The organism is Rhodoplanes sp. Z2-YC6860, from assembly GCF_001579845.1.
In the GTDB taxonomy this organism is placed as follows: domain Bacteria; phylum Pseudomonadota; class Alphaproteobacteria; order Rhizobiales; family Xanthobacteraceae; genus Z2-YC6860.
Genome location: NZ_CP007440.1, coordinates 89,861 through 106,443 on the forward strand (window position 1 = coordinate 89,861; position 16,583 = coordinate 106,443).

At 65.3% G+C, this 16,583-nt stretch carries 17 protein-coding genes; 13 read left to right on the forward strand and 4 right to left on the reverse strand.

Annotated elements, in window-relative coordinates; all coding sequences use genetic code 11:
* Positions 1-20 precede the first annotated feature (20 nt).
* The 8 genes from trpS (at position 21) to RHPLAN_RS00435 (ending at position 8,273) form a co-directional block, all read left to right on the forward strand.
* Positions 21-1,094, forward strand: a complete 1,074-nt coding sequence (trpS, locus tag RHPLAN_RS00400) for a tryptophan--tRNA ligase (RefSeq protein ID WP_068012909.1) — start codon at positions 21-23, stop codon at positions 1,092-1,094.
* A gap of 108 nt (positions 1,095-1,202) precedes the next feature.
* Positions 1,203-1,703 (forward strand): universal stress protein, encoded by a 501-nt coding sequence (locus RHPLAN_RS00405; RefSeq protein WP_068012911.1) that lies wholly within the window; start codon positions 1,203-1,205, stop codon positions 1,701-1,703.
* A 138-nt stretch (positions 1,704-1,841) separates the two neighbouring features.
* A complete protein-coding gene (locus RHPLAN_RS00410) occupies positions 1,842-2,396 on the forward strand; it encodes a NifU family protein (RefSeq protein WP_068012912.1) in 555 nt (184 codons plus the stop codon).
* A 166-nt stretch (positions 2,397-2,562) separates the two neighbouring features.
* Positions 2,563-3,246 (forward strand): tRNA (adenosine(37)-N6)-threonylcarbamoyltransferase complex dimerization subunit type 1 TsaB, encoded by a 684-nt coding sequence (gene tsaB / locus RHPLAN_RS00415; RefSeq protein ID WP_068012914.1) that lies wholly within the window; start codon positions 2,563-2,565, stop codon positions 3,244-3,246.
* On the forward strand, positions 3,243-3,728 hold the full coding sequence (locus tag RHPLAN_RS00420) for a GNAT family N-acetyltransferase (RefSeq protein ID WP_068012916.1): 486 nt from the start codon (positions 3,243-3,245) through the stop codon (positions 3,726-3,728). Before tsaB ends, RHPLAN_RS00420 begins: the two co-directional genes overlap by 4 nt.
* Before the next feature lie 135 nt (positions 3,729-3,863).
* A complete protein-coding gene (locus RHPLAN_RS00425) occupies positions 3,864-4,247 on the forward strand; it encodes a Fur family transcriptional regulator (RefSeq protein WP_084246378.1) in 384 nt (127 codons plus the stop codon).
* 185 nt (positions 4,248-4,432) lie between these two features.
* Positions 4,433-6,811 (forward strand): xanthine dehydrogenase family protein molybdopterin-binding subunit, encoded by a 2,379-nt coding sequence (locus RHPLAN_RS00430; protein WP_237180014.1) that lies wholly within the window; start codon positions 4,433-4,435, stop codon positions 6,809-6,811.
* Between the two features lie 28 nt (positions 6,812-6,839).
* The gene (locus RHPLAN_RS00435) at positions 6,840-8,273 is read left to right on the forward strand and encodes an MFS transporter (RefSeq protein WP_068012919.1); all 1,434 of its coding nucleotides are present in this window, start codon (positions 6,840-6,842) and stop codon (positions 8,271-8,273) included.
* A 13-nt stretch (positions 8,274-8,286) separates the two neighbouring features.
* On the opposite strand, the gene RHPLAN_RS00440 is transcribed toward RHPLAN_RS00435, so the two are convergent.
* Complete coding sequence (locus RHPLAN_RS00440; RefSeq protein WP_068012921.1) at positions 8,287-9,210, reverse strand: LysR family transcriptional regulator; 924 nt, start codon at positions 9,208-9,210, stop codon at positions 8,287-8,289.
* A gap of 129 nt (positions 9,211-9,339) precedes the next feature.
* Between RHPLAN_RS00440 and RHPLAN_RS00445 the strand changes: the two genes are divergently transcribed.
* Together RHPLAN_RS00445 and RHPLAN_RS00450 are read left to right on the forward strand one after the other, a co-directional pair.
* The gene (locus RHPLAN_RS00445) at positions 9,340-10,074 is read left to right on the forward strand and encodes an SDR family NAD(P)-dependent oxidoreductase (RefSeq protein WP_068030293.1); all 735 of its coding nucleotides are present in this window, start codon (positions 9,340-9,342) and stop codon (positions 10,072-10,074) included.
* Positions 10,075-10,121: 47 nt separating this feature from the next.
* The gene (locus tag RHPLAN_RS00450) at positions 10,122-11,336 is read left to right on the forward strand and encodes an MFS transporter (protein ID WP_068012923.1); all 1,215 of its coding nucleotides are present in this window, start codon (positions 10,122-10,124) and stop codon (positions 11,334-11,336) included.
* 6 nt (positions 11,337-11,342) lie between these two features.
* On the opposite strand, the gene RHPLAN_RS00455 is transcribed toward RHPLAN_RS00450, so the two are convergent.
* Positions 11,343-11,834 (reverse strand): cytochrome P460 family protein, encoded by a 492-nt coding sequence (locus RHPLAN_RS00455; protein ID WP_068012925.1) that lies wholly within the window; start codon positions 11,832-11,834, stop codon positions 11,343-11,345.
* Positions 11,835-12,011: 177 nt separating this feature from the next.
* Between RHPLAN_RS00455 and RHPLAN_RS00460 the strand changes: the two genes are divergently transcribed.
* Both RHPLAN_RS00460 and RHPLAN_RS00465 read left to right on the forward strand, forming a co-directional pair.
* Entirely contained in the window at positions 12,012-13,019 is a 1,008-nt protein-coding gene (locus RHPLAN_RS00460) for an ABC transporter substrate-binding protein (RefSeq protein WP_084244075.1), read from the forward strand.
* Positions 13,020-13,035: 16 nt separating this feature from the next.
* The gene (locus RHPLAN_RS00465; protein WP_068012930.1) at positions 13,036-13,827 is read left to right on the forward strand and encodes an aspartate/glutamate racemase family protein; all 792 of its coding nucleotides are present in this window, start codon (positions 13,036-13,038) and stop codon (positions 13,825-13,827) included.
* A gap of 19 nt (positions 13,828-13,846) precedes the next feature.
* Here the strand turns inward: RHPLAN_RS00465 and RHPLAN_RS00470 are convergent, their stop codons facing one another.
* Positions 13,847-14,305, reverse strand: a complete 459-nt coding sequence (locus RHPLAN_RS00470) for a DUF4437 domain-containing protein (protein WP_157099979.1) — start codon at positions 14,303-14,305, stop codon at positions 13,847-13,849.
* Positions 14,306-14,399: 94 nt separating this feature from the next.
* Between RHPLAN_RS00470 and RHPLAN_RS00475 the strand changes: the two genes are divergently transcribed.
* A complete protein-coding gene (locus tag RHPLAN_RS00475; RefSeq protein ID WP_084244079.1) occupies positions 14,400-15,395 on the forward strand; it encodes a LysR family transcriptional regulator in 996 nt (331 codons plus the stop codon).
* On the opposite strand, the gene RHPLAN_RS00480 is transcribed toward RHPLAN_RS00475, so the two are convergent.
* Entirely contained in the window at positions 15,392-16,570 is a 1,179-nt protein-coding gene (locus RHPLAN_RS00480) for a cobalamin-independent methionine synthase II family protein (RefSeq protein WP_068012933.1), read from the reverse strand. The two genes, RHPLAN_RS00475 and RHPLAN_RS00480, sit on opposite strands and share 4 nt — an antisense overlap.
* Positions 16,571-16,583 lie beyond the last annotated feature (13 nt).

A 16,583-nucleotide genomic window follows, 5' to 3' on the forward strand; every position in this document is an offset into this window, starting at 1 on the left:
CAATCGACAGGGATTGAGACATGGACGCGTCAGGAACTGCCCCGGCCACTGCGCCGAAGACGGTGTTCAAGCAGAAGGTGTTTTCCGGGGTTCAGCCGACCGGCAACCTGCACCTCGGCAACTATCTCGGCGCCGTCACCAAGTTCGTCGATCTGCAGGACCGCTACGACTGCATCTATTGCGTCGTCGATCTGCACGCCATCACGGTGTGGCAGGACCCGCCGGAGCTGACGCGGGCGATCCGCGAGGTGACCGCGGCGTTCCTGGCCGCCGGCATCGATCCGAAGAAGCACATCGTCTTCAACCAGAGCCAGGTCGCCGAGCACGCCGAGCTCGCCTGGGTGTTCAACTGCGTCGCCCGCCTCGGCTGGATGAACCGCATGACGCAGTTCAAGGAGAAGACCGGCAAGGACCGCGAGAACGCCTCGCTCGGTCTCTATGCCTATCCGAGCCTGATGGCGGCCGACATCCTGGTCTATCGCGCCACCCACGTGCCGGTCGGCGAGGACCAGAAGCAGCACGTCGAGCTCGCGCGCGACATCGCGCAGAAGTTCAACAATGACTTTGGACCGCAGATCGCGTCGCACGGCTTCGGCGATGCGTTCTTCCCGCTGCCCGAGCCGCTGATCCAGGGACCGGCGACGCGCGTGATGTCGCTGCGCGACGGCAGCAAGAAGATGTCGAAGTCCGATCCGTCCGATCAGTCGCGCATCGCTCTCACCGACGATGCCGACGCCATCGCGATGAAGATCCGCCGCGCCAAGACCGATCCCGATCCGTTGCCTCACGAGGAGAAGGGACTGGAGACGCGGCCCGAGGCCGACAATCTCGTCGGCATCTATGCGGCGCTCTCGGGCAAGACGCGCGCCGATGTGCTGAAGGAATTCGGCGGCGCGCAGTTCTCGGTCTTCAAGCCGGCGCTGGCCGACCTGCTGGTCGCGAAGCTGTCGCCGATCACCGCCGAGATGCGGCGGCTGAAGGACGACGTCAGCTACATCGACTCGGTGCTGGCCGACGGCTCCGCCCGCGCGCAGGTGATCGCCGCCGAAACCATGAAATCCGTCAAGGACATCGTCGGCTTCGTGCGGCGGTAAAATAAAATTCCACGCCGGAACAACGCTGATCGCGCACGCTTGTGTGGTGGCAGAGCGACGTGCCACCATTGCCCCGGGGATTGCGCATCAAAGCGAGGCGGACGCTAGATGACGACGACGCGCCGGCGGCGGAGCTACGAGGCTGGCCACAAGCCGAAATGGCTGGTGGTGATCGACGACACTGCGGAATGTGATCGCGCGGTTTATTTCGCATCGCGCCGCGCCTCGCGCGTCGGCGCGGGCGTGCTGATGCTGCGGGTGATCGAGACCCATGACCGGAACCAGCAGTGGCTGGGGGTGGCCGACATCATGCAGGCGGAGGCACAAGAGGAAGCCAACGCGGCGCTCAACAAATTCTCGACCCGAGCGAATGGCGTCGCCGGCATCACGCCGGAACGGGCGGTCCGCGAAGGCAACACCGCCGAAGAAATCCTCAAGCTGATCGAGGAAGACGAGGACATCGCCATCCTGGTGCTGGCCGCGGGAACAGGCAAGGAAGGGCCGGGCCCGCTGGTGGCAAGCTTCGCCGCCAACGCCGGCGATTACCCGATCCCGGTCGCCATCGTCCCGGCGCATCTCAGCGACGAAGAGCTCGATGCGTTGACCTGACGGCGTTGCCGGTCCGTATTTGCGGGTATTCGGCCCAATCCGGCCGCGGTTGACCCATCCGGGCGGAAACTCCACTTATCTGGTATAGTGATTTGAGCCACCCGGGCCTTGAACCCGAGCAGGCCAAGGAGAAACCGCATGTTCATCCAGACTGAAGCCACGCCCAATCCCGCGACCCTGAAGTTCCTGCCCGGCCGTCCGGTGCTGGAATCCGGCACCCTCGATCTGCGCAGCGCGGAAGACGCGGCGAAATCGCCGCTCGCCGAGCGCCTGTTCGAGATCAAGGGCGTCGACGGCGTGTTTTACGGCTCCGACTTCATCACGGTCAGCAAGGCCGACGGCGAGTGGCCGCAGCTCAAGCCCGCCATCCTCGGCGCCATCATGGAGCACTTCATGTCCGGCGCGCCGCTCCTCAAAGAGGGCGAAGGCGGCGCAGCCGACGATGAGTTCTTCGAGGAGTCCGATGCCGAGGTGGTCACCACCATCAAGGACCTGCTCGAGACGCGGGTGCGCCCTGCGGTCGCCAACGATGGCGGCGACATCACCTTCAAGGGCTTCAAGGAAGGCATCGTCTACCTGCACATGAAGGGCGCCTGCTCGGGTTGCCCGTCGTCGACCGCGACGCTGCGGCACGGCATCCAGAACCTGCTCAAGCACTATGTGCCCGAGGTGGTCGAGGTTCGTCCGGTCTAAGTCCGTTACTCCAGCCTATCCACGTCATGCCCGGGCTTGTCCCGGGCATCTCGCTTAGGTGGGCACCGTGCATCCCTAAGCGAGATGGCCGGGTCAAGCCCGGCCATGACAGCGGAGAAAGAAAGCCGTTCCGCTAAAAGCCCTTTGTCACTGATATACTTCACCCATGCGAATCCTCGCCATCGATACCGCGCTTGAAGCCTGCGCCGCCGCCGTGATCGACACCGAGCGCGGCCGGATGGCAACCGAATCGCTGCCGCTCGAGCGCGGTCATGCCGAAGCGCTGATGCCGCTGATCGCGCGCGTCATGGCGCAGGCCGAGATGCCGTTCACGGCGCTCGACCGCATCGGCGTCACCACCGGCCCCGGGAGCTTCACCGGATTACGGGTCGGCATTGCGGCCGCACGCGGCATCGCGCTCTCGGCCGGCAAGCCGGCCTTCGGCGTGACCACGCTTGCGGCCTTCGCGGCGCCCCACATCGCAACGGAAAACAGCGCCGGCATCACGGTTGCGATCGATGCACGGCATCAGCACGTCTACATGCAGGTGTTCGCGCAGGGCGGCCGCGCCGTCATTCCCCCGCGCATCGCCAGCGCCGAAGACGCCGCGCGTGCCGCGCGCACCCACGGCGCGGTGCGGCTCACCGGCACCGGCGCGGCGCTGATTGCCGCCGCCTGGCCGTCGCGCGACACGCCGCCGGTCATCGTCGACGACCGCCGCGCGCCCGACATCGTCTGGGTCGGAAGGCTTGCGATCGCAGCCAAGGACAATGCGAGTCCGCCCAAGCCGCTTTATCTGCGCGCGCCCGATGCGCAGCCGCAGGCCGCGGCCCGGCTGCCGCGTCGATGATCGAGCTGCTGGCGCGACTTCTGGGACGCGGCGAGCCCGCGCTTTCGGAAGCGACGGTTCGGGACGCTGCGGCGATTGCGGCATTGCACGGCGCCTCGTTCCGGCGCGGCTGGAGCGATGTCGAACTCGAGCAGTTGCTCACCGAACGCAACACCGTCACGCATCGCGCGATGGCGGGACGTTCGCTGCGCGGGTTCATCCTGTCGCGGCTGGCCTCGGGCGAGGCGGAGATTCTTTCGGTCGCCGTGGCGACGTCGCAACGCGGGCGCGGGCTCGCGCGATCGCTTTTGAACCTGCATCTGCGCCGGCTGGCCGGCCTCGGCGTCAAAGCCGTATTCCTCGAAGTCGACGAAGACAATGAGCCGGCGCGGCGGCTTTACAACCGAACCGGCTTTCGTGAGGTCGGACGCCGCCCCGGCTACTATCAGAAAGATGACGGCCAAAAGGCCACAGCCCTGGTGCTCCGCCGCGATCTGGCGTGACGACAAAAAGTCGCCGTCAGGCCCTACATAGAGTCGGGTTGGCCGCGGCGGCCGGGGAAGTTATGATTGGTGCCTGAAGAGGTCCGTGTGAGCATTACCAAGACCAACATCGAATCCTTGTGCGCATCCAAGGGCATGCGCATGACCGAGCAGCGCCGCGTCATTGCGCGGGTGCTGGCGGATTCGGCCGATCACCCCGACGTCGAGGAGCTGTACCGGCGCTGCGCCGACGTCGACAAAAACATTTCGATCTCGACGGTGTATCGGACCGTGAAGCTGTTCGAGGATGCCGGCATCATCGAGCGTCACGACTTCCGCGAAGGCCGGGCGCGCTACGAGCAGATCCCCGACTCGCACCACGACCATCTCATCAACCTGCGCACCGGCCAGGTGATCGAATTCCAGTCCGAGGAAATCGAGAAGCTCCAGGCCGAGGTGGCGCGCCGGCTCGGCTATAAATTGGTCGATCACCGGCTCGAGCTTTACGCCGTTCCGCTGGACGAAAAATCCCGCGGGTAAATCCCGCAGCCGGCGCTCGCGTTCCGCGGACCGCAACGTCATCAGCCAAGCTTGCCCAGCGGACTTGCCCAGTAGACTTGCCTTGGCCATCCAGAGCTTTATGCAATGCTGGGCAGCGCCCCAAGGTGTGGCCGGGCGCCGCATCCGAAGGCATGTACCGAGCAAGGTCGTCAGTCGCTGAAGGCATGAACAAGCAGATCGAAATTCCCGCAGGCACTGTTTTCGGTTCCATCGGCCAGCCGGTGCGCCGGAAGGAGGATGCACGTCTCCTCATCGGAAAGGGCCGCTATACCGACGATTTCAGCCTCGAAGGCCAGACCTTCTGCGCGCTTGTTCGCTCGCCGCATCCGCACGCCCGTATCGTCCGGATCGACACGAGCGCGGCCAAAGCCATGCCGGGCGTGCTGCTGGTGCTCACCGGCGAAGACTGCAAGGCCGACGCGCTCAAACCTATTCCGCATTCCGCAGTGCCGGCCACCAACTTCGACATGAAGCTGACGGACCGCAGCGGCGGCCCAGTCTTCACCGGACGTCACGTGCTCCTGCCGGCCGACAAGGCACGCTACGTCGGCGAGCCGGTGGCCATGGTGGTGGCCGAGACACGCGCACAAGCCATGGACGCCGCCGAAGCCGTCGAGGTCGAATACGAAGAGCTGCCTTACACGGTCCAGACCGGGGACGCGCTGGAGCCGGGCCGCGAGCCGCTGTGGGACGAGATTCCCGACAATGTGCTGGTCGAAACCCACTTCGGCGACAAGGAGAAAACCGACAAGGCGTTCGCCAAAGCCGCCCACGTCGTCAAATCCAACTTCAACATTCGCCGCGTCACCGCGGTGACGATGGAGTTGCGCTCATGCCTCGGCGACTACGACAAGGAAACCGGCCGCTACACGCTCTATTGCGGTGGCGGCGGAGCCGTTAAACAGAAATACGAGATGGCGGGCATCCTCGGCATCCCGCATCAAAAAGTCCGCGTGCTGTCCTACGACATCGGCGGCAACTTCGGCTCGCGCAACCGGCCCTACGTCGAATACGGACTCGTCGTGTGGGCAGCGGGCAAGATCCAGCGTCCCGTCAAGTACACGGCAACGCGCTCGGAGGCCTTCCTCACCGACTATCAGGGCCGCGATCTGCTCGTCGACATCGAAGTCGCCTTCGATGACAAAGGAAAAATACTGGCGATGCGCTCCGACAACGTCAGCAATGTCGGCTCGCACTGCGTATCGTTGTCGCCTTTGTCGAAAGGCTCGGGCCTGATCACCGGCAGCTATGACATCCCCGCCGCGTGGCTCCGTTCGCGCGCGGTGTTCACCAACACAATGCCGACCAACGCCTACCGCTCGTCCGGCCGGCCCGAGGTGACATTCGCGATCGAGCGCCTGATGGACAAGGCAGCCGACGAGCTTGGCATCGACCGCATCAAGATCCGCCGCAAGAACCTCGTCAGCGCGAAGAAGATGCCGTACCGGAACGCCGTCGGCATGCTCTACGACAGCGGCACCTATGAAGCCAACATGGACGCGGCGATGAAGCTCGCGGACTGGGACGGCTTCAAGCAGCGCAAGAAAGAAGCGAAGAAGCGCGGCAAGCTGCTCGGCCTCGGCATGGCGAACTATGTCGAGTCCTCGATCGGCGCTCCGAAGGAACGCACGGAAATCACCGTAAAGCCGAACGGCGTGGTCGACGTGGTGATCGGCACGCAGCCGGCCGGCCAGGGCCACGAGACGAGCTTCGCCCAGGTGGTGGCCGATCTCCTCGCCGTGCCGGTGAAGGTGATCAACATCATCATCGGCGACACCGACATCGTCAGCGTCGGCGGCGGCTCGCATTCCGGCCGCTCGATGCGCCACGCCGGCACCGTGATCGTCAAAGCCGTGCCGGAGCTGATCGAGAAAGGCCGCAAGATCGCGGCGCTCGCGCTCAACACGGACGCCGACAAGGTCGAATTCAAGGACGGCCGGTTCTCGTCGCCCACCAGCAACCGCAGCTTCGATTTTCTCGAACTGGCCAAGGAAATCGAAAGGCTCACCTTGCCGGCCGAACTCAAGGACGGGCTTGCGGTCGCCTGCGACAACGAGATGCACGAGCCGGTGTTTCCGAACGGCTGCGCGATCTGCGAGATCGAGATCGATCCCGACACCGGGGCGCCGACCATCACGCGCTATGCCACGATCGACGACGTTGGCCGCTGCATCAATCCGCTGATCGTGCATGGACAGACCCACGGCGGCATCGCCCAGGGCGTGGGCCAGGCGATGTGGGAGCTGTGCTACGTCGATCCGTCCACCGGCCAGCCGCTCACCGGCTCGTTCATGGACTACGGCATGCCGCACGCGCACACGCTACCGTCGTTCAAGGCCGAGATCGTCGAGGTGCTGTCGCCGACCAATCCCCTCGGCATCAAGGCCGGCGGCGAAGGCGGCACCACGCCGGCGCTGGCCGTGATCGTCAGCGGCGTCGTCGATGCGCTGCGCGATTACGGTATTCGCGACATCGAGATGCCGACCACACCCTATGTGATCTGGCAGGCGATTCAGGACGCCAAAGCGAAAACCGCAACATGATTTGCAGACCGTGACGCCATAAGCGCCGATGGATGCCGGGACACCATCGAGCCACAAGCCACTGACGCACCGAGAGACGCTGATCGTCGTGCTCGGTGTGCTGCTGCCCGTGTTCATGGGCTCGCTCGACACCACGATCCTGGCGAGTGCGCTGCCGACCATCGGCCGCGAATTCGGCGAGGTGCATAACCTGCCCTGGCTGGTGACGGCCTACCTCATCGCCAACACCTCGATCACGGCGCTCTACGGCAAGATCAGCGACATCCGCGGCCGCCGGTTCACGCTGATGATCGCGATCTCGCTCTACATGGCGGGATCGCTGGTCTGCGCGCTTGCGCCTAACATCTTCGTGCTGATCCTCGGCCGTGTGCTGCACGGCCTGGGCGGCGGCGGCCTCACCTCGACCGGCATGGTGGTGCTGGGCGATGTCGCGGCGCCGAAGGATCGCGGCAAATATTACGGCTACTTCTCGGTCACCTATACGACCGCCGGCGCCTGCGGCCCGGCGCTCGGCGGCGCGATCGCCGAATATCTGCACTGGTCGGTGATCTTCTGGATGAACATCCCGCTCGGCATCATCTCCATGGCGCTGACCGCGACGCTGCTGCGCCGCCTGCCGCGCCACGACCGGCCGCACAAGCTCGACTTCATCGGCGCAGCCCTGATCATGTCGGCGAGCTCCTCGTTCATGCTGGCGCTCAGTATGGGCGGCGTGAACTATCCATGGGGTTCGCCGGAAATCGTCGGGCTGCTTGTCGCAGCTCTCGTGCTCGGCGTGGCCTTCGTCATCCGGCTGCGCACCGCGCCCGAGCCGCTTATTCCGCTCGCCATCCTCGCCGACCGCGAGGCGCGGCTCTCGGTCGCGGTCAACGCCTTCGGCTGGGCGCCGATCGTCGGCCTGCACATCTTCCTGCCGGTCTATCTGCAGAACATCGTCGGCATGCAGCCCGCGACAGCGGGGTTGAGCGTGCTGCTGCTCGCCGTGACGCTCAACACCAGCGCCGGCATCACCGGCACCATCCTGCCGTCCCGTGCGCACTACAAACGCATCCCCATTGCCGGCCTCGCGCTCGCCATCTGTGCGGTGCTGGTGCTCGCCTTCCGCGTCACCTCCGTTTCGCTCTGGGAGTTCGAGGTGCTGCTGGTCCTGATCGGCTGCGGCTTCGGCGCCATGCCGCCACTCGCCGCCACGGCGTTGCAGAACAACGTCTCGGTGCACACGTTTGGATCGGCGGTCGCGACCATGCAGTTCAGCCGCAACCTGTTCGCCACCATGATGGTCGCGGTGTTCGGCGTCCTGGTGCTGAGCGGCACCGATGCAGCCAACGCCACCGGACCGGCTCACTATTCCGTCGACGGCTTCTTTCGCGTCTTCCTCGCGGTCGCCGCAAGTTTCGCGATCTCGCTGGTGGCGATGATCATGCTGAAGGAGAAGCCGCTGCTGGAAAGCCGCGGCGAGTAGACGAACGGTTTTATCAGAGCCTGCCCGACAGATCGGACGATATCCGCCGGGAGACGGCTTCCACCAGTTCGTCGGCACGCGCCAGAAAACGCTTCAGCAGCGGTGACGTGTTCGAGCGGCTGTAGCCCATCACCAGATCGATCATCGGCGCCTCGCCCTTCAGCGGCCGCAGCACGACCGATGACGAGAGCACATGGCGCGCATAGATCGGCAGCACCGTCACACCGCCGGTCGACGCCACGAGCGACATCGTCGATGTGAGATTGTCGGCCTCGTATTCCGGCTTCAGCGCGATGCCGAACTTCGCCATGTAGGTCTCGATCGCCGATTTCAGCACCGGCGCAAAGCGCGTCGGCGTGATGTAGGTCTCCGCCGCGATCTCCTGCGGGGTGATCTCCTTCTTTGACGCGAGGCGATGCCCCGCCCCTACCATCGCGACCAGCGGCTCCTTGATCATCGGCTTGAAGACGACGCCCGGCGCCTGCGCCTCGCGGCGCAGCAGCGCGACGTCGAGCTTGCCCCGCATCAGGCCGCCGGCGAGTTCGGGCGACGGCTGGCTCGCGAGCGTCACCTCGATGTCGGGGGCCTCCTCGTTGAGGATGCGCAACGCATCCGGCAGCCACACCATTTCGTGGCCGGTGAGGAAGCCGATGGTGAACTGGGCCTTCTGCGGCTGCGCCGCGCGGCGCGCCGCCTCGCCCGCGGCTTCGACCTGCAGCAATGCCAGCCGGGCATGGTCGAGAAAGATGCGGCCCGCCGACGTGAGCTCGATGCCGCGCGCGCCGCGATCGAGCAGCTTGACGCCGACCTCCGTCTCCAGATCGCGAATCTGCCGGCTGAGCGAGGGCTGCGCGGTGTGCAGCCGCCGCTCCGCAGCGTTGGTCAGGCTGCCCTCCTCGGCAACCGCAACGAAATAGCGCAAATGCCGGAGCTCCATGCCTTCAAGGCATATCTCAAAGGTATGGCTCAGGCAAACAAAGTCTTGGTTTTTGCGGTCCCGAGCGACGATTTTCATGCCCGAAAGCGATGCCATACGGCACCGCCAAGCGGACTGGAGATCGCCATCATGACAAACCTCGCCAACAAGACCGCCCTCGTCACCGGAGCCTCGCGCGGCATGGGCCGCGCTACGGCGCCGGCCGGCGCCCGCGTCATCGTCCACTACGGCCGCAACGCCAACGAAGCGAAGGCCGTGGTCGAGCAGATCCGCGCCGCCGGCGGCCGCGCCGACGCGGTGGCTGCCGATCTCGCCGCGCCCGACGGCGCGCACGCGCTCGCGGCCGAGGTGCGCAAGCTCGCCGGAGAGCGGCTCGACATCATCGTGTCCAACGCCGGCATCTCGAAGGCCGCGCCGATCGAGAGCATCACGGTGAAGGACTTCGACGACCTGTTCACGGTCAACGTCCGCGCACCGTATTTCCTCATCCAGCAATTGCTGCCGATCCTGAGCGACAACGCCAGCGTGGTGTTCGTCTCGTCGCTCGGCGCGCGCGCCGCGGTCGGCACCTTATCGGCCTATGCCGCGACCAAGGGCGCCATCAATACGCTGGTGAAGTACTTCGCGGCGGCGCTCGGCCCGCGCGGCATCCGCGTCAATGCGGTCGCGCCGGGCGTGATCGACACCGACATGTCGAACTTCACCAAGACCGAGGATGGCCGCAAGACCGTCATGGCGATGCAGACACTCAAGCGCATCGGCCAGCCGGACGACATTGCATCGGTGATCGCGTTCCTCGCTTCCGACGAGGCGCGCTGGATCACCGGCGACATCATCGCGGCGGACGGCGGCTCGAAGCTCTGAGCCGCCGCTTTCGTCCTTCCATTCGTTCAAGGCATTTGGAGAGAGCCATGACCACTTGCATCGAGTGTTCCGCTTCGCAGCCGCGCGCGGCGCTGTCCCGCAGGGCCACGACGCTGACAGCCGCCATCACGGCCATCACCTTCGCGGCGAGCGGCGCCGCACCAACCACGCTTTATCATCACTACCAGGAGGCCTTCGGGCTCACGCCGTTCGTGCTGACGATCATCTTCGGCGCCTATGTGCTGAGCCTGCTCGGCGCACTGCTCACCATCGGATCGTTGTCGGATTACATCGGCCGGCGCCCCGCCGTGCTGGCAGCGTTGGCGCTGAACGTCGTCTCAATGATCATGTTCATCGTGGCGGATTCCGCTGCGGCGTTGATCGCGGCCCGCGCCGTGCAGGGCTTCGCCACCGGACTTGCCACCGCGACGCTCGGCGCGGCCATCATGGACAACGACAAGAGCCGCGGCCCGATTCTGAACAGCATCACCGCGTTCATCGGCCTGACCGCGGGTAGCCTCGGCGGCGGCGTGCTCGTGACCTACGGACCCGATCCGCAGCAACTCGTCTATGCGGTGCTGCTCGTGTTGTCGGCCGCCGAAGCCCTGCTGCTCTGGTTCATGCCCGAGACCGTGACACCGAAGGCCGGCGTGCTCGCCTCGCTGCAGCCCCATGTCAGCATTCCGGCCCGCGCGCAGCGCGCGCTGATGCAGGTGACGCCCGTCACCATCGCGTCGTGGGCGCTCGGCGGCTTCTACTTCTCGCTGATGCCTTCGCTGATCCGCGTCGCCACCGGCGTCACCGCGCCGGTGGTCGGCGGGCTCGTGGTCAGCGCGCTGACGTTCAGCGGCGCGATGGCTGTGCTCGCGCTGCGCAACACATCGGCGCGCAGCATCCTGTCGGGCGGCATCCCGGCGCTGGTCGCGGGCGTGGCGATCACGCTGCTCGGCGTGAAGACGCAGCATGTCAGCCTGATGCTCGCCGGCACCATCGTCGCAGGCTTGGGATTCGGCGCGGCGTTCTCCGGATCGATGCGCACCGTGATGCCGCATGCCGAAGCCCATGAGCGCGCCGGCCTGCTCTCGGCCTTCTATGTCGAGGGCTATCTGTCGTTCAGCCTGCCGGCCATTCTGACCGGCCTGATCGCGCCGATCTCAGGCTTGCCGCTCGCCGCCGAGGTCTACGGCGGCGTGGTGATCGTGCTTGCGATCGTGTCGCTGCTGGCCATGTTGCGCTCCGGCCAGCAAACGACCGTCGGCTGATCGCGCTCAGGGAATGTAGGTGGAATAGACGTAGTCCTGCGACTTCTTGGGCTCATGACACGCAAAGCACTGCTTCGCGGCGTCGGTCACAACCGGCTTCTTGGGATCGCCGCCGGCGAAGAACTGGAAGCCCCAGCCGCCGGTCGATGCATATTTCTTCGCGTCCTTCACCATCACGGCGACGCCCTTGAGATTGCCCATGACGTAGGAGCCGTCGACGACCGAGAAATCATGCAGGTCGGTCACGAACATGGTCTTGTTGGGATATGGCTTGCCCTTCTTGAGCGCCGCCTCTCCGGTCGGGTTGACGTGGACGTTGTGCATCCCGCCGAGCCCATCGAACAGCGGACTGCCCTTGTCGACCACCATGGTGTTGACGTGAAACCAGTTGCGATAGCCGTTCGGCTTCCGGACGCCGTCGTCGGCCGGCTGCGCGGCCATCGACGTCAGGGCGAGAACCGCGAGCGTTGCGGAAAACAGCTTGATCTTGTGCCGCATGGCCTGAGCGCTCCAATTGAAAATGAAAAATAAGGTGCGCGCCAAGTGCAGGGAATGACTTGGGCGGCGCGACTCTAGCGGCTGCGCGGCCGAAGACAAGGCGGGCGCCCGCTGTTGCGGCTGGTCCGCAAAGGTCGCTATCGTAGGCCTCCGGGCAGGCTCCACGGGGAGGCACGCATGCGGCTGGTACGGTCTTGGTTGCTGGGACTCTTTGCGGCAATTTCAGTGCTGGCGCCGGGCGCATCGCAGGCCGAGCCGGTCAAGATCCGCGTGTCGTGGATCGCGCCGCTGTCGAACTGGGCGTCGCTGCTGATGGAGAAGAAGGAGCTCGCCCGGCACATGGGGCAGAGCTACATCCTGGAGCCGGTGCGCTATGCCGGCACGCCGCAGCAAATCCTGGCGCTGGCCAGCGGCGATCTCGAGATCGCCAACCTCGCCTTCTCGACATTGCCGACCGCGATCCACAACGCCGGTATCTCCGACCTGCGCGTGATCTCCGACGAATTCCAGGACGGCGTGCCCAACTACTACTCCCAGGAATACATGGTGCTCGCCGACGGGCCGGTGAAGCGCCTCGAAGACATCAAGGGCCGCATCATCGCGACCAATGCCGCCGGCGGCGCCGTCGACATCGCCATGCGCAAGATGCTGCGCAGCGTCAACCTCGAGCAGAAGCGCGACTACACCATGATCGAGGCGCCGCTGCCGACCATGAAAGCCATCCTCGCCGAGAAGAAAGCCGACCTGGTGCCGCTCGTCGTGCCGTTCTCGTTCGATCCCGAGCTGCGCCGCATCGCCAAACCGCTGTTCTACAACCGCGACGTCATGGGGCTGACGCAGCTCCTGTTCTGGACCGCGCGGCAATCGTTCATCGACAAGAACCGCGCCGCTATGGTCGACTTCATGGAAGACACGCTACGCATCACCTATTGGTTTCTCGATCCGAAGAACCACGATGAGGTCATAGCGATCGGTTCGCGTCTGACCAAGCAGCCGCCCGAGCGGCTCGGCTGGGTCTTCACCAACAAGGACTACTATCACGTGCCCGGCATGCGTCCGGACCTCGACGCGCTCCAGCGCAACGTCGCACTCGTCAAGGAGCTCGGCCTGATCGGCGCCGACACCGACGTGAAAAAGTATTCCGACCTGACCGTGTTGGAAGACGCAACGAAGCGCCTGAAGTAACGAAGCCGAGGCACGATTGGACGCGACGAAGAAGAGCTATCGCATCTGGGCGCAGGGCGCGACGGACCAGGTGGGCCACCGCAATTACCTGGCAAGGCTCCTGCCGCATATGCAGGCCTGCACCGAACCGGGCTTCGAGCTCGAATTCAAGACCATGACGCCGTCGGTGACGACGGTGCATGCGCTGTCGGAATTCCGTTTCTCGCGCGCCGTGGTGCGCGGCGCCATCCAGGCCGAGCGCGAGGGCTACGATGTCTTCTTCATGAACCACTTCCAGGATGTCGGCCTTTACGACGCCCGCGCGTCGGTGAAGATCCCGGTGCTGGGCCTCGGCGAAGCCACCCTGCTCCACGCCTGCACCATGGGCCGCAAGCTCGGCCTGCTCGCGATCAATCCGGCGTTCATCCCGACCCACAACGAACAGATCGTCCGCTACGGGCTGCAGCAGCGGGTCGCAGGCTGCCGGGCGATCGAGGCCAACATCAGCGACTACATGGACGCCTTCGCATCGCCGGCGAAAAAGTCGGAGATGCAGTCGCTGTTCGAACGCGAGGCCCGCCGCCTGATCGACGACGGCGCCGATGTCATCGTGCCGACCGGCGGCATTCCGATGATGCTGTTCGGCGAGGAGCCTGACGCCAATGTCGACGGCGCTCCGATCGTCAACGGCGTCACCGTGGTGATCAAGGCCGCCGAGATGGCGGTGAAGCTGAAGCAGCTCGGCGTGCCGGTCATCAGCCGCATCCCGCTGTCAGGCTTCGCGTTGCCGTCGGACAAGACGCTCGACGAGTTTTTGAACCACGGCTGACGAAGCTCCGCCGCCGTGACTACGGGTGGCGGCCGTGGTGATTGCCGGTCGACGGGATGAAGTCGAATGCCTTGGATTGACTGATGTAGATCAGGCAATCACTATTGCCCAGACACTTCGTCACGTGATCGGCCTTGGCCTTCTGGAAGTAATACGAGCCCGGCCCCAGCACGACCTCCTGCTGCCCCGCTTCCGCATTGCTCACCGCACCCTGCACGATCACCCCGTAGTAATCGCCGGTGTGCAGATGCAGCGGGCTGACGAAGCCCTTGGGCAGCCTCAGAAACGAGCCGTGTGCGCCCTTGGCGGCATCGCCCCACACAGTGCCAAGCTGCGGGCCGCCGAGGTCTTTGTACTGGATCGCATCGGCCGGGATGCCGAGCGACTGCGACGCGTTCGGCTCCTGCGCCAGCAAAGGAAGGGCGGCGCACACCAACCCCAAAGCGGCCAGAACAACAACATTCTTGGACATCGACATCTTTGCGTTTTCCGTGGTGTTGCAGGGACAGGCATTCGCCACAGATGGCGATGTGCCGCGATTTCCGGTATCATTCAAATCGATTGGAACGATAATGAATATCGACAAGACTGATTTACGGAAGGTCGATCTGAACCTGCTGGTCGCCTTTCAGGTGCTGGTGCGCGAGAAAAGCGTCTCGCGCGCGGCCGAGCGGCTGTTCCTCGGCCAGCCGGCGATGAGCGGCGCGCTCGCCCGGCTGCGAGAGATCATGCAGGACGAGATCCTGGTGCGGACGGGCCGCGGCATGGAGCCGACCGCAAAGGCGCTCGCGCTCTACGAACAGCTCGCGCCGGCGCTGGAGTCGATTCGCACGACGCTGTTCGCGCGGCCGGTCTTCGATCCCGCGACCCAGTCGCGGACGTTTCATCTCGGCATGCGGGACTGGGTGGAGAGCTGGCTGATGCCCGCGCTGCTGGAACGCATTCAAACGGCCGCACCGCAGGTGCGGATCGCGGTTCGTGCCAGTGATGCACAACAGGGCGCTCGCATGCTGGACAGCGACGAGATGGACCTCGGCGTCTCGGTGTTTCCCGACGGACCGGCCTGGCAGCGCCGGGAGCAGCTTGCCGCGATGGGCTATCGGTGTGTGTACGACGGCAAGCGCCTTGGCCTGCGTTCGCGGCTCACACTCGAGCAATACCTCGCCCACCCCCACCTGGTGACGCCGACGCAATCCGATTTCCGCGGTCCAGTCGACGACGAGCTCATCGGCAGCAGCAAGCGGCGCAACGTCATCTACGCGACGTCGCGCTTTGCCGCGCTGCCGTTGATCCTGCGGCGTGCGGCTGTGATCGCGACCGTGCCCGAGCAGTCGGCCCGGCAATGGGCCGACGTGTTCGGACTGACGTCGAGCCCCGTGCCGGTGCGCATCGCGCCGTTCGCGATCTCGATGATCTGGCATGCCAAGCGCGACAGCGACGCCGGGCTGCAATGGCTCCGCGCCGTCGTCCGGGACGTCGTGACAAGCGAGATGAGCAACATGTCCAAGGCGGACGCATCCAAGGCAGGTACGCCGGCCAGAAACCGCCGCCGGCGCGCCTCCCTCTAAGACGGGCGCCGGAACAGCCGCTCCGACGCCAGCCGCGCGCCGTCGCGCAAGCTTGCGAATTTGGCCCAGACCACGTCTTCAGCCACACGGCCCCAGCCCGCCGATGTATCGAAGCCGCAATCGGTGCCGGCCTGCACCCGCGACGGATCACCGACGACCTGGGCGACGCGCTCGATGCGGTCGGCCACCACCTCCGGGTGCTCGACGAAATTCGTCAGGCTGTCGATGACGCCGGCCACCAGGATCTGGTCGTCCTTCAGCGGACGCTTGGCAAAGCATTTGAATTCGTGGGCGTGCCGCGGGTTGGCGAACGGCAGCACGAAGCCGCCGACATGGGCCTGCTGCAGCGCCGGCAGAATGTCTTCGAGCGGCACGTCGGCATCGTGCGGCGATTCGGAGTTGCCCCAGCACACGTGCAAACGGACGCGGTCGCGCGGCACGTTGCGGAGCGCCTGATTGATGGTGGCGACGACCTGCTCGACGAAGGCAACGAATTCGCCCACCGGCTTGTCCTTGTAGGTGATGTGGCGCTCGAGCGCCAAATCGGGCGCATCGATCTGCAACAACAAACCGTTCCTGACGATCGCTTCGTACTCGACCTGCAAAGCCCGGCCGAGCGCCGCCAGATAATTCGAAAGCGTATCGTAATGCTCGTTCTTCACCGCCGTGGCGACGATGCCGGGCGACGGCGCGCTCATGAACGGCTCGACGAAAACGCCCGAGTTGTCCTTCAGCACCGCATTGAAATCGCGGCATTCATCGTTGATCGCGCGGTCGTCGAGATAGCGCACGTCGCCGATCGCCTTCGGCAGGCCGCCGAGCGCCGAGACCTGGGTCTTGCTGGCGTGCTGCTCGTTCCACATCCGCTTGAACTCGGGATAGCGGTCGACATCGGCGCGCGACGGCCGCTCCCAGCTTCCGCCGAAGCCCGACAGCCGCTGCTTCAAGTAAAGAAAGAAGGAATCGCGCTGCTGCTCGCCGTTATTACCTATGTCGATGCCGGCGTCGCGCTGCTTGCGCACCACCGCCGCCACGGCCTCGCGGCCGGCGCGGTCGATCTCGGCCGCATCGATCGCGTCGCCGCGCGAGCGCAAGGCATAGAGCTGCGTCAGCGCGCGCGGCCGCGGCAGGCTGCCGGTGTGCGTCGTCAATATTTTCGAGGTGCTGCGCTGCATTGCCGTTCTCTTG

Excerpts from the sequence above, each read along its gene's own strand:
- trpS (WP_068012909.1), top strand. The coding sequence starts at position 21 with ATGGACGCGTCAGGAACTGCCCCGGCCACTGCGCCGAAGACGGTGTTC.
- RHPLAN_RS00405 (WP_068012911.1), top strand. The coding sequence starts at position 1,203 with ATGACGACGACGCGCCGGCGGCGGAGCTACGAGGCTGGCCACAAGCCG.
- RHPLAN_RS00410 (WP_068012912.1), top strand. The coding sequence starts at position 1,842 with ATGTTCATCCAGACTGAAGCCACGCCCAATCCCGCGACCCTGAAGTTC.
- tsaB (WP_068012914.1), top strand. The coding sequence starts at position 2,563 with ATGCGAATCCTCGCCATCGATACCGCGCTTGAAGCCTGCGCCGCCGCC.
- RHPLAN_RS00420 (WP_068012916.1), top strand. The coding sequence starts at position 3,243 with ATGATCGAGCTGCTGGCGCGACTTCTGGGACGCGGCGAGCCCGCGCTT.
- RHPLAN_RS00425 (WP_084246378.1), top strand. The coding sequence starts at position 3,864 with ATGCGCATGACCGAGCAGCGCCGCGTCATTGCGCGGGTGCTGGCGGAT.
- RHPLAN_RS00430 (WP_237180014.1), top strand. The coding sequence starts at position 4,433 with ATGAACAAGCAGATCGAAATTCCCGCAGGCACTGTTTTCGGTTCCATC.
- RHPLAN_RS00435 (WP_068012919.1), top strand. The coding sequence starts at position 6,840 with ATGGATGCCGGGACACCATCGAGCCACAAGCCACTGACGCACCGAGAG.
- RHPLAN_RS00440 (WP_068012921.1), bottom strand. The coding sequence starts at position 9,210 with ATGGAGCTCCGGCATTTGCGCTATTTCGTTGCGGTTGCCGAGGAGGGC.
- RHPLAN_RS00445 (WP_068030293.1), top strand. The coding sequence starts at position 9,340 with ATGACAAACCTCGCCAACAAGACCGCCCTCGTCACCGGAGCCTCGCGC.
- RHPLAN_RS00450 (WP_068012923.1), top strand. The coding sequence starts at position 10,122 with ATGACCACTTGCATCGAGTGTTCCGCTTCGCAGCCGCGCGCGGCGCTG.
- RHPLAN_RS00455 (WP_068012925.1), bottom strand. The coding sequence starts at position 11,834 with ATGCGGCACAAGATCAAGCTGTTTTCCGCAACGCTCGCGGTTCTCGCC.
- RHPLAN_RS00460 (WP_084244075.1), top strand. The coding sequence starts at position 12,012 with ATGCGGCTGGTACGGTCTTGGTTGCTGGGACTCTTTGCGGCAATTTCA.
- RHPLAN_RS00470 (WP_157099979.1), bottom strand. The coding sequence starts at position 14,305 with ATGTCGATGTCCAAGAATGTTGTTGTTCTGGCCGCTTTGGGGTTGGTG.
- RHPLAN_RS00475 (WP_084244079.1), top strand. The coding sequence starts at position 14,400 with ATGAATATCGACAAGACTGATTTACGGAAGGTCGATCTGAACCTGCTG.
- RHPLAN_RS00480 (WP_068012933.1), bottom strand. The coding sequence starts at position 16,570 with ATGCAGCGCAGCACCTCGAAAATATTGACGACGCACACCGGCAGCCTG.